Annotated in this window: 11 protein-coding genes; 1 reads left to right on the top strand and 10 read right to left on the bottom strand. The window is 52.5% G+C overall.

Annotation, left to right across the window (positions count from 1 at the left end):
• Positions 1-5: 5 nt before the first annotated feature.
• The 3 genes from panD to panB form a co-directional block, all read right to left on the bottom strand.
• Entirely contained in the window at positions 6-386 is a 381-nt protein-coding gene (gene panD, locus AC27K1_RS20245) for an aspartate 1-decarboxylase (RefSeq protein ID WP_395180010.1), read from the bottom strand.
• Positions 387-507: 121 nt separating this feature from the next.
• The gene (panC, locus tag AC27K1_RS20240) at positions 508-1,356 is read right to left on the bottom strand and encodes a pantoate--beta-alanine ligase (protein WP_487152608.1); all 849 of its coding nucleotides are present in this window, start codon (positions 1,354-1,356) and stop codon (positions 508-510) included.
• Positions 1,353-2,153, bottom strand: coding sequence for a 3-methyl-2-oxobutanoate hydroxymethyltransferase (gene panB, locus AC27K1_RS20235; protein WP_487152607.1), 801 nt, complete (start codon positions 2,151-2,153; stop codon positions 1,353-1,355). The genes panC and panB overlap by 4 nt, the downstream gene beginning before the upstream one ends.
• Before the next feature lie 393 nt (positions 2,154-2,546).
• Here panB and AC27K1_RS20230 point away from each other — a divergent pair, with 393 nt between their 5' ends.
• Positions 2,547-3,146: a hypothetical protein gene (locus tag AC27K1_RS20230; RefSeq protein WP_487152606.1), complete on the top strand. Its 600-nt coding sequence runs from the start codon at positions 2,547-2,549 to the stop codon at positions 3,144-3,146.
• A 151-nt stretch (positions 3,147-3,297) separates the two neighbouring features.
• On the opposite strand, the gene AC27K1_RS20225 is transcribed toward AC27K1_RS20230, so the two are convergent.
• The 7 genes from AC27K1_RS20225 to AC27K1_RS20195 all read right to left on the bottom strand — a co-directional run bounded on the left by AC27K1_RS20225 (position 3,298) and on the right by AC27K1_RS20195 (position 11,769).
• On the bottom strand, positions 3,298-3,999 hold the full coding sequence (locus tag AC27K1_RS20225) for a deoxynucleoside kinase (protein ID WP_487152605.1): 702 nt from the start codon (positions 3,997-3,999) through the stop codon (positions 3,298-3,300).
• 139 nt (positions 4,000-4,138) lie between these two features.
• Positions 4,139-4,642 carry a 2-amino-4-hydroxy-6-hydroxymethyldihydropteridine diphosphokinase gene (gene folK, locus AC27K1_RS20220; RefSeq protein ID WP_487152604.1) on the bottom strand — a complete coding sequence of 168 codons (504 nt, stop codon included), beginning with the start codon at positions 4,640-4,642 and terminating at the stop codon, positions 4,139-4,141.
• A 68-nt stretch (positions 4,643-4,710) separates the two neighbouring features.
• Positions 4,711-6,108, bottom strand: coding sequence for a polynucleotide adenylyltransferase PcnB (pcnB, locus tag AC27K1_RS20215; RefSeq protein ID WP_487152603.1), 1,398 nt, complete (start codon positions 6,106-6,108; stop codon positions 4,711-4,713).
• Positions 6,109-6,244: 136 nt separating this feature from the next.
• Positions 6,245-7,012, bottom strand: coding sequence for a hypothetical protein (locus tag AC27K1_RS20210; RefSeq protein WP_487152602.1), 768 nt, complete (start codon positions 7,010-7,012; stop codon positions 6,245-6,247).
• 213 nt (positions 7,013-7,225) lie between these two features.
• Positions 7,226-8,599: a sigma-54-dependent transcriptional regulator gene (locus AC27K1_RS20205; protein ID WP_487152601.1), complete on the bottom strand. Its 1,374-nt coding sequence runs from the start codon at positions 8,597-8,599 to the stop codon at positions 7,226-7,228.
• Between the two features lie 19 nt (positions 8,600-8,618).
• Complete coding sequence (locus AC27K1_RS20200) at positions 8,619-11,603, bottom strand: ATP-binding protein (protein WP_487152600.1); 2,985 nt, start codon at positions 11,601-11,603, stop codon at positions 8,619-8,621.
• Positions 11,593-11,769: a hypothetical protein gene (locus tag AC27K1_RS20195; RefSeq protein WP_211825455.1), complete on the bottom strand. Its 177-nt coding sequence runs from the start codon at positions 11,767-11,769 to the stop codon at positions 11,593-11,595. Before AC27K1_RS20195 ends, AC27K1_RS20200 begins: the two co-directional genes overlap by 11 nt.
• Between the last annotated feature and the right edge of the window lie 68 nt (positions 11,770-11,837).

The raw sequence follows: 11,837 nt of genomic DNA, 5'->3' as shown, positions 1-11,837 counted from the left end.
ACTGTTCAACCGAGCTGTACCGGAATGGCGTTCGCGGTATGGTCTATGGTGTTGTCTTTGTTCAGATAGATCAGAGCAGGCTTGTGGTTTTCCAGCTCTTCTTCAGAGTAACTGGCATACGCGCAGATAATCACCCGATCCCCAACCGACACCTTGCGGGCCGCAGCACCATTCATGGAGATCATCCGTGAACCTTCTTCGCCACGGATAATATAGGTTGTGAAACGCTCACCATTGTCCTTGTTATAAATCTGGATCTGCTCGTATTCACGCAGCCCCGCCATATCCAGCCATTCACCGTCGATGGCGCAGGAACCTTCGTAGTTCAAAACGGCATGAGTCACAGAGGCCATATGAAATTTGGCCTTGAGCATAATGTTGTGCATTGAATCCCCTCTTGCGGAACACTCGTCGGATCGGGGATAGCCCCCGGCGGAGGTCGAAGATTAAACCCTGCCTGCCCATTCGGCAAGCAGGGTTCTAACGGCAGGTCGTCCGTAGGATTCCCTAGAGATCAATCTGGATATTGTCGATCAGGCGGGCACGGCCAAGCACCGCGGCGGCAAGGATGACCAGTTCTTTATCCGCCAGTGTGGCTGGCTGCAGCGTGTGACGGCTGACGATATTGAAATAGTCAGGTTTGAAGCCGGCACGAGCCAGTTTGACGAAGGCGTCACGGTGAATTGCATCATAGTTGCGATCGCCGGCGGTGATCGTTTCACGAGCGCCAGTCAGCGTCTGATAGAGGATAGCAGCCGTCTGCTTTTCTTCCGCAGAGAGGTAGCCATTGCGGGAGCTCAGAGCCAGCCCATTTTCAGCACGGGCAATAGGCGCGCCGATGATTTCCACCGGCAGCATCAGGTCGTTGACCATTTTCCGGATAATGCAGAGCTGCTGGAAATCTTTCTCACCAAACACGGCGTAGTCCGGCTGTACGATGTTGAACAGCTTGGTGACAACGGTTGCAATACCGGTAAAGAAACCGGGACGGCTTTTGCCGCAATGTATGTTATCCAGCGCATCCACACGCACGACAGTGTGATGTTCTGCACCTTCCGGATAAATCTCATGGGATGACGGCGCAAAGACCAGCTGTACATCGTGGGCTTCCAGTAATGCCTGGTCTTCCTCAAAGGTACGCGGGTAGCTGTCGTAATCTTCGTTGGGGCCGAACTGCAGCTGGTTCACATAGATACTGACGACAACTTCATCCGCCAGTTCTTTCGCTTTTTTAACCAGCGACAGGTGTCCGTCATGCAGGTTCCCCATGGTCGGGACAAAGGCAATGCTGCGTCCCTGTGCCCTGGCGCTGCGGATATAGTCCCTGGTGTCGTTTATGCTGTAGACAGTTTTCATTCTGAATAAAATCCGTGTTCCGGTCCGGGGAAGCGGCTTTCTTTTACATCGCTGACAAAGGCGGCGACAGCACCCTGCGGCGAACCGCTGTCGGTCATGAAGTTTTTGACAAAGCGGGGGCGATGACCGGCTGTCATGCCCAGCATGTCATAGATGACCAGTACCTGACCGTCAGTGTCGGGGCCCGCACCAATACCGATAACAGGAATATTGACAGCCATGGTGATTTCACGGGCCAGTTGAGTGGGTACACATTCAAGCAGAAGCAGGTTGGCGCCGGCCTGCTCAAGAAGACAGGCGTCTTCTATCATGCGATTGGCGCTGCCGGTATCTTTCCCCTGAACCTTGTAGCCCCCCAGCATACTGACCGTTTGTGGCGTCAAACCAAGGTGGAGGCAGGTGGGAATGCCGCGCTCAGAAAGCTTCTTGACGGTCGGGCACAACCAGCGTCCGCCTTCCAGTTTGATGATGTCGGCGCCTGCCTGCATGAGTACGGCGCAGTTCATCAACGCCTGTTCTTCCATCGCGGATGCCATGAAGGGCATATCCGCCATCAGCAGGGCGCCCTGGTTACCGCGACTGACGCAGCGGGTGTGGTAGACCATATCGTCAATGGTGACGGGCACAGTGCTGGATTGACCCTGGCAGACCATGCCAAGGGAATCACCGATGAGGATCACTTCCGTGCCGTTACTGCTTACCAGGTTGGCCTGCGTCGCATCATAAGCGGTGAGACAGGTGAATTTTTCGCCGGACTGCTTCAGGGCAGCGAGAGTATGCAGTGTTATTTGAGTCATTGGTAATGTTGCCTTGGGTCGCCTGACCGGGTGTCAGGCAGGCCGTTAATAACCTTTTATATGACGGGAAACGGTAATAGTGGGGCTATATTGGTGGAAACCGGCGCGTATTTCCAGTGGGTATTCGTTTTGTTCTGCATTGTGCAATGCGATCGGGTAGGTCAGTGACAATGGTGCAGTGGTTATCGGTTAGAAAATAGCCTGCCTAAAATAAGATGTTGAGCACTGTCAGTTGCCAGGGCATGTTGAAGTTTGCTTTTGAGAGGCCGGGCGCTAACAGGTTTCGCTGAATGGGGGCGCGGATTAGTGATTGTCTTCATGATGGTCTAGACAGACTCAGGAAGTCATATTACTTCAAGGGTTTATATCAAACATTAATGAGATTGTTTAATTATGAAATTAAAGCATATATTTGAACAAATAGAGGCTTCTAACCCTATAGATATTAAGCTTTTAGGCGAACTTACTGAACAGAGTATGGATACATTCAGGGGGGTGAGGTTGGTATTTTATGACATATTATATTTGAGAGAGGATGCTCAAATGCTTGTAATTAGTACTGAGAACTTTGGTGCCCAGTACTGTGATTTGGTTTATTGGTTACCATGGCAATTATATTCGGTTGAGTCGGTCACCTGGGTAGAATTAGATAATTCAGACTGCTCCGTTCTTTTAACCTCAGAGTTTACAGGGTGCCGCTTAACCGTAACGGATAGGGGAATTTCACACGTATCATTCAGTCAGGTTGAAGGATGCGATAGTTTTTCACGAGATATCGCCGAGATGTGCGACTATGTTGCCAGTGGAACAACGATAATACGTCGTTCAATTGGTGATTGTGGAGAGTACTATGGATCTGCTGGATTAAATAGCCGAATGATGGTTGTTGGTTATAAAACACAGGCCAACAAATGGGTGATCAAGGAAATCAGTTACAGCGTCCAGGAGCATATGACTCGTCGTATGAGACGTCAAAGCTATCAAATTGACTGATATGCCTGATCTGACTTGGTTCAGATATTACCGATTTTCCAGGAAGTGCCTGTCAGATCCCGGTTTGAACTACAACATCTGCAAACATATGTATTGCTTTAATCCGGCGTCACCCTTGAAAGTGTCACTGGGTGTTAGCAGAATGTTGTATTCAGAGTTCTGAGGGTTTCGGGTTGAAGTAATGCCTGCCCTTGCGACACGACATGATTTCTTCCACCAGTTGCCGGTAATCCTGTTCGTTATGAACAAGGTCTATTTCAGCAGCGTTCACAATCAGTAGGGGAGATTGATCATAGTAGTGGAACAACTCTGCATAGGCTTCGTTCAAGCGTTTAAGGTAACCGTGACCAATCAGCCTTTCTGCTTCATCCCCCTGTTCGCGGATGCGTTCTTTCAGGATATCAACCGGCGCCTGCAGGTAAATGACCAGGTCCGGAGTCGGCAAATCCTTCGTTTGCATTTCATAAGCACGGTTATACAGTTCCAGTTCATCCGCAGAAAGGTACATTTCGGCAAACAGGAGATCTTTCTCCATACAGAAGTCAGACACCCGCACAGAACGGAACAGGTCATTCTGGCGGATTGACTGTAAATGGCTGGCCCGGTGAAACAGGAAGTGAAGCTGAGTCGCCAACGCCATCTGGCGTGGATGGCGATAGAAGCGGCTGAGGAAAGGATTATCCTGTGGGCTTTCTTCCAGCAGAATATCGTAATTGAAGGTTGCCGCCAGACGCCTTGCCAGTGTCGTTTTTCCAACACCAATCGGGCCTTCCACGGCGATGAAACGCGGGAAGTCTTCCTTTTCAGGTGTCGGCGATGCATCTGCAGTATGCGGTAAAGTGGCGGCTTCCATGACAGCTCCTTTCATTCACAACAATGCACAGACTTCCGCTCAATGGCTTGTGTCGTGCATTACTGCGCGTGCCTAAAACTGTTGGGTTCAATGCAAACAGTTTTCGTAATCCAGTGTCATGAACGATGGCGCAGCTGATTTATGCTTCCGTTACCAGGCTGTCACTGAGTCGTTCGATTCCTTTCCTATCAATGTTTTGTAAAAGCTTTTTAATGCTTTGTCCAGTCGGGAGTGTGATATCCGGTGCAATATCGGCCAGGGGAATCAGTACAAAGTTGCGCCACGACATCTCACGATGCGGAACGGTAAGGCGTTCAGACTCAATGGTTTCGTCGCCATAAAGCAGAATATCCAGGTCCAGTACTCTTGCTCCCCACCGGATGGTGCGTACCCGGCCATGACTGTTTTCAATGGCCTGCAGGGCATCGAGTAACTCAAGGGGGGGTAATGAGGTTTCAATGGCTGCGGCGGCATTGATGTAGTCAGGTTGTCCGGCAGGACCAACGGGGGCAGTTTGATAATAGGGGGAGACGGTCAGCAGTCTGGATTTCGGCAATTGTTCCAGGGCAGCGACAGCACTGTGAAGTTGCTGCTCCGGTTCTTCAAGGTTACTGCCAAGGGCGATATAGGCCGTGACGGACATCGTGACATACCTGTAACACATGACTGCCTGCATCTGTAGCCGGCAGTCATAAGAGTTTGGGGTGGGGGTTAAGCCGTGTTGCCCGGACGCTTGCGAGGACGTCGCCGGCGACGTTTGCGCTTGTTGCCCGGCACTGAGTGTAGCTGCTTCAGAAGTGTCTGGCGGTCATCATCCCGTGACGAGGACTGATAGTCTGTCCACCACTGTCCGGCATCGCCAATGGTTTCGCCTGACTGTTCACGCAGCAACAGGAAATCATAGGCGGCACGGAAACGCGGATGCGTGGCCAGTTCATCAACCCGGCGAGGCTGTCGGCGTTCAAGGCGTGATTGCATTTCCCAGATTTCCCGCATGGGAATGGTGAAACGCTTGGGCACAGCAGTGCGTCGGCATTGCTGGGAAATGACCTGGGTGGCAGCCTGTTGCAGGGCCGGTACCGGTGGCATGCCTTCATTCTGATAACGATTACGCAGGCGAACCAGTGCCGGCCACAGCATCGCGGCGAAGAAAAACGCAGGGGTAACCGGTTTGTCTTCCTGGATACGGAGATCGGTGTTGTGCAGGGCATTGATGATGATCTGCTCGAATTCCGGTGTTTCCTTCAGACTGGTTTGCGTGACCGGGAACAGGGATTCAAACAGATGGAAATCCTGCAGCAGGTAATAGGTACTTTCTGCACGGCCTGACAGAAACAGCTTCAGCACTTCATCAAACAGGCGTGCCGCCGGAATATCTTTCAGCAGGTGGGCCAGTTGGGGGATGGGCGAGGCCGTGCTATCAGCAAGATGGAAATCCAGCTTGGCGGCAAAGCGAATGGCTCGCAGCATCCGCACCGGATCTTCGCGATAGCGGGTTTCCGGGTCACCAATCAGGCGGATAACCCTGTCGTGAATATCCTGCACGCCACCACAGTAGTCATGGATACTGAAGTCGGTGGTTGTGTAGTAAATCGAATTCATGGTGAAGTCACGGCGGATGGCATCATCCTCAATGGTGCCGTAGACGTTGTCACGCAGAATTCTGCCTTTCTGGGAGTGGTGGGAGACGGAACTGTCATGTTCATCATCTTCCGCACGATGGCTGGCACGGAATGTCGCCACCTCGATGACTTCACGGCCAAAGACGACATGGATCAGCTTGAACCGACGCCCGATGATACGCGAATTCCGGAATAGTCCCCTGACGTCCTCCGGTGTCGCATCAGTGGCGATATCGAAATCCTTGGGATGCAGGTCCAGCATCAGGTCGCGGATACAGCCACCCACCAAATAGGCCTGGTAGCCGTGGCTGTTCAGTCGGTGCAGTACCTTGAGGGCGTTATCGCTGATATGCCTGCGGGAGATCGTATGCTGATCCCGTGGCAGGATGCTGAGTGTCGGTACCGGCGCCTCGGGACGGGTATCGCATTGTTTGCCGGTGACATAGCTGAACAAGCGATGGATGAATCCGGATCGCTTGCTTGTCATAATCTGTGGGTATTCCTGATTACTGCCATGGGGTGACTAATATTCATCGTGAAATCGAAAGCGGCATTTTATCATTCACCCGCAAGCATAGACAGTCTCTATCGTTATGGCAGGTAACCATAGAGTCCGGGCAGGACTAGCCGGAAAGATAGAGCCAGAAAACCATGTCGCCGGGGCATTGTTCCCCCAGGGCATCTGTGACCACATCGCTGGCGCGGGTTTCCTGCATGCTTTCGATCCACGTCTCGTCATCCAGCCGGCCTTCAAAATACCAGGCCGGGTAGGAGTGGAGTTTCTTGTCATAGTAGGCCAGCGGGAACTGGATCTGTCTCGGAAGCTGGGGCAGGTTCTGGTGGAAGGCCGTCACGCACTGCTTGACGATTTCCTCGCTGCGTCGGTTGCGCTTGTTGATATAGATGGCGCTTTCTTCCCGGTATTCGTCGTTGTAGGGCTCCATGAGTTCCAGGAAACGCTCATCAATGCAGTCTTCGTATGACATGCTGAGCGGCCCTTCACCATATCCCATCACCTGGCACGCCAGATCAGCCTTCTTGCGAGTTTTGACGCTCATGTTGTCATACCAGGGCGCGTTCTTACCCAATTCGGCCTGTGCGGTGACCAGACTGACATAGTAGAGGTTTTCGGCAGGGGTGAAGCAGTTGGCGTCGCCTGTCTGACGAAGGGGGACGCGAAGGTCGATATCCGGGTTATTGTTGATATCGCGCTGTCGCTCAAGACGACGGCGTTCACAGTAACTCTGGGAGTCATTGTAAGCAGGCGCAGTTGCCGGTTGCATGGCGAGTTGGTATGGATTTGCTGTCAGCGAGGTATCAGGCAACAGCAAGAGTGCCACAAAGGAAAAGAAAGTAAGCGCGTTGCTTGAGACAGATTGTTGAGTAGTCATGCCAGTCCCTGCCTGATACTTCCGCCTGACTCCATGGGGAAGTGTGCTGCTCAATAGAATGATTGTTTATCTTTTTATAATAGCGCCATGTTGCGAGCAATTATAGCAACGGCAGATTTTGTATATCGGGGCAGCAACGTAACAGGAATTGATTGAATCATTATCCTGTCAGAGTGACTCGCTACCCCTGACCTGATTAGTTTATTGCTTCATTCAACTGGCTGATTTTTTCCGGGGAATGCCCAGGCGTTGCCGACGTTCCCAGAGACATTTACGACTAATGCCCAGTTTCTGCGCCAGTTCGGTTTCAGTCATTTGCTCCTGGTGTTCCAGTACAAAGCGCTGGAAATAATCTTCAAGAGAAAGCTCGTCAGGATTATCGTCATCGCTGTCACCGGCCGGGCGGTCTGTTGACAGGCGGGTGCTGGTATCGATACCGAGCAGATCCGGTGTAATCATTTCATCATCACAGAGGATGACCGCCCGCTCCATGGCGTTTTCCAGTTCACGGACGTTGCCGGGCCATGGATAACTGCTGATCGTCGCCAGGGTTTGAGGCGTGAACAGTTTTTTCTCAATGCCCATGCGTTCACAGGTGCGAGCCAGAAGGGCTTCGGCAATCAGGATGACATCCTGCCCCCGATCCCGAAGTGGCGGGAGATGCAGTTCGACGACATTAAGCCGGTAATAAAGGTCTTCCCGGAACAAGCCTTCACGGGCGAGTTGTTTGAGATTTCGGTGCGTGGCTGCAATCAGTCGAACATCCACTTTTTGAGACTGCACGGATCCCACACGACGGATTTCACCTTCCTGCAATACCCGTAGCAAACGGGCCTGTGCTTCCAGTGGCAGCTCACCGATTTCATCCAGAAAGAGCGTGCCTTTATCTGCGGCTTCTACCAGACCATTTCTGGCGGCTGTCGCTCCCGTAAAAGCGCCTTTCTCATGGCCGAACAGTTCGGATTCGATCAGTGTTTCCGGAATCGCTGCACAGTTGACGGAAATCATCGGTGCATCACAGCGTTGACTGTTTTCATGCAGGGCGCGGGCGACCAGTTCCTTGCCGGTACCGGATTCTCCCTGGATCAGAACGGTTGCATTCGTCGGTGATACTTTGCTGATGCGTCGGAAAAGATCCAGCATCGCCTCGGATTCACCAATAATCCCGGTCTCAACATTTTCGGTAGTCGCGGAGTGTGCAGCAGATTGGCTGGTGGTTTTATCAGTCTTCTCGCGCGCCCGACTGATGATTGTAGTGACCGACTGCACCATCTCGTCATGATCAAAGGGCTTGGCAATATAGTCGACAGCGCCCATCTTCATGGAATCTACCGCAGAGCGCAGGCTGGCATAGCTGGTCATGATAAGAACCGGCGTATTGCTGGCCAGGCGAATCATTTCGGTTCCCGGTTCGCCCGGTAGGCGCAGATCGGAAATGATCAGGGCAAAGCTGTCGAGATCATGTTGGCGGGCATCTGCCACAGATTCTGCTTCGGTGACTGTATAGCCATTGCGGGTTAACAGGCGACGCAGTGAGGAGCGTATGACGGCCTCGTCTTCGACAACCAGTATGTGATCCTGATGCATTCTCCGACCTCGACTGTTATTAGACTGCTTCCATATCCCGGTGAGCCGGTGATGGCTCCGGTGTCGCCTGGTTCAGTTCCGCCAGGTGCCGTGGCAGGCTGACGCTGAACCGGGTGCCGCGATGGGTTTCTTCATCGACCGGTGACTGGATGGTGATTGTACCAAAATGTTCTTCAATAATGCTGTAGACGAGCGCGAGCCCTAATCCTGTGCCTTTTCCCGCTTCCTTGGTGGTAAAGAAGGGCTCGAACAGACGGTCACGCAGGTGTTCCGGAATCCCTGAACCATGGTCGGTTATCTCCAGGGTAATGGAGTGTTCCCAGGCGATCGTATTGATGGTGACAACGGCATTTTCTGGCGACGCGTCACGGGCATTACTCAGAAGGTTGATGATGACCTGGGTGAGTTTTTGCGGGTCACCAGTGGCGAGCAGGTCAGGGTCGCAGTTGTTCACAAAGCGAATGCCCCGGTTGTCCTTGCGCAGTGATAACAGGGAAGTGGCTTCATTACTGCATTGATACAGGCTGACCGGTTCGATCGTCAGGCTTTCCGACGTTTGACCGCTGTGCGCAAAGTTAATCAGGGAATGCAGAATCCGGCTGATGCGCTTGGTTTGGTCAAGGATCTGTTCAGCGACTTCGCGGGTGTCCTGATCATCGGATAAGGTTCGCAGCTCCTGGGCGAGACAGTCGACCCCCGTCAAAGGATTGCCTATCTCATGAGCAACACCGGCAGCCAGTCTGCCTATGGACGCCAGTCGTTCACTGTGAACCAGTTTTGCTTCCAGCATCTGGGTGTCAGTCAGGTCTTCCAGAAGAATCACCAACCCCTGGTCCGTTTCGGCTTCTGATTCACTGATGGTTGCCTTATGGAGGTTGAACCAGTGGGGTTGCCCTGAAATGGTCAGTTTTTGTTTGTGCTGGTGGCGCGAGCTGTCATCAACAAAGGTGCTTAGCAGGGAGCGCCAGGGTTCATCAATGCTATTAAGTCTGGAGCCTACCGTGTTGTTACCGGATATGCCGGTCGTATGTTCCATGGCCCGGTTCCACATCAGTATTTCACCATCACGGCCGAGTGAGCAGACAGCCATGGGCAGGTTTTGCAAGGTTCTGCGGTGATAACGACGCAGGCTATCCAGCTCTGCAGCAAGACCGGTTAAACGATAGTGGTAGTCTTCAAGGCGGTTCTCAATGAAATTGATATCTTCCGTGATATAGGCGTCAGCCTGCTCTTCATAGGGTAACCAGCGATTCAATATTTCCTGCGCCACGCTGGGACCCATTAACCCGGATAAATTAGCTTCAAGCCGGTCACGTAAACGACGAAGGGCATACGGACGACGTTCGTTGATGGACATCTTCAGATCATTCAATGCCTGTGCAACTTCACGTTGAGCCGTATAAGTGCCAAGCGGCTGTGACAGTCTTTCCTGAAATTCTTTAGGGGATGTTGCAGCTACTGTTCTGCGACTGGGTCTGTCGAGATTTTGTACGGAACAGGCTTCGGCTGCATTCTCTTCTTCCCGTGATATCGGGGAGCTCATTGATACCAGGATAAATACAATGATATTGGCTGCCAGAGATGCCAGTGTCGCCCAATGCCAGGTATTGCTGGTAAGAGAAATCTGTACCCAGTACAAGTCAATCACATCAAGGTTGCCGGTCAGCGGTATCAGCATCGTGGAAAACCAGACGGCCATGCCGGTAACCAGTCCGCAGATGAAACCTTTCCGATTTGCCTGAGGCCAGTACAGTGTTGCAAGTACGCCCGGTAAAAACTGCAGGGTAGCGACAAAGGCGACAATCGCCAGGTTGGTCAGATCCTGCTGGGCTTTGAGCAAACGGTAGAAGCCATGGCTGGTGAGAATGATCGCAGCAATCAGCAGGCGCTTTGTCCATTTAAGCCAGCGATAAATGTTGATGTTGGTGGGGGGCTGATAAACCGGCAGTACCAGGTGGTTCATGATCATCGCGGATAGCGCCAGCGTTGTCACAATGGTCAGTCCACTGGCGGCAGACATGCCGCCGACGTAGGCAATAATGCTCAGTGCGGGTGATTCCAAGGCCAGCCCGATACCCAGAATAAAATATTCCGGGACTGCAGAGGTTTCCAGCCGCAAGCCTCCCCAGAGAATCAGAGGGGCGGAAATGCTCATCACCAGCAGGAAGAGTGGTAATCCCCAGCTGGCTGCATTCAAGTGACGAGGGTTAAGGTTCTCGTTGAATGCCATATGGAACATGTGGGGCATAACAATGGCTGATGCAAAGAACATCAGCAGCAGCGTACGCCAGGGACCATCCTGCAGTGGTGCGTGTAAAGACGTCAGTGCTTCGGCATTAACATCCAGCCATTGTTGCAGGCCCTGGGGTCCATCAAACACCTGGAATAAAATGACGCCGCCGATCGTCAGCATGGCCACCAGCTTGATGACGGATTCCATGGCAATCGCAAATACCAGGCCATGGTGTTTTTCCCGGGTGGCAATATGTCGGGTGCCAAACGCCATGGCAAATAACATGATGATCAGGCAAAAGCCGAATGCCAGACGCTCCTGGGAGGACTCCATGGTCATGATGTGGATGGTGTCTGCGACTGCCTGAATCTGCAATGCCAACAGCGGCAGTGCTGCCAGTAACATGAAAATGGTAGTCAGTGTGCCTGCCCAGGTGCTGCGAAAGCGGAAGGCAAAAATATCGGCCAGTGAACCCAGTTGGTAGGTTCGGGTAATGCGCAGAATCGGGGAGAGTAATACCGGAGCCAGCAGATAAGCACCGCATATCCCGAGGTAGTAGGCGAGGAAAACAAAACCGAATTGATGCGCCAGCCCAATCGTACCAAAGAATGCCCAGGCGCCGGCGTATACCCCCAGTGACAACACATACGTCAACGGGTGGGCAATGAAACGTTCGGGAATCCAGCCCTTTTCAGTCACCCAGGCACAACCAAACAGGAATAGCAGGTAGGCAATACTGATGCCTGTCAGCTGGCCCAGGTCAAAACTCATCCTGCCCCCTCCTGGTCTGCAGCAGGAAACCGGCAACAATGAGAATAAACCAGAGAATCCAGGGGCGGTACCAGCCTTCCGCCGACTCAATCCACCACTGCATGATGGCGGGCGAAAAGAGGTAGATGCCAATTACGAGTAAGAGTACCAGCCGGTGGAGATACATAACCTGCCATGAGACCTGACTGCCTGTAATGAGGGATCATGGTAAACGGCTGAACAGCAAAGGGAAAG

This window comes from Kistimonas ophiarachnellae (genome assembly GCF_057552235.1).
Note: the sequence above shows the minus strand (reverse complement) of the source record. Positions and strands in the feature narration are given on the sequence as shown.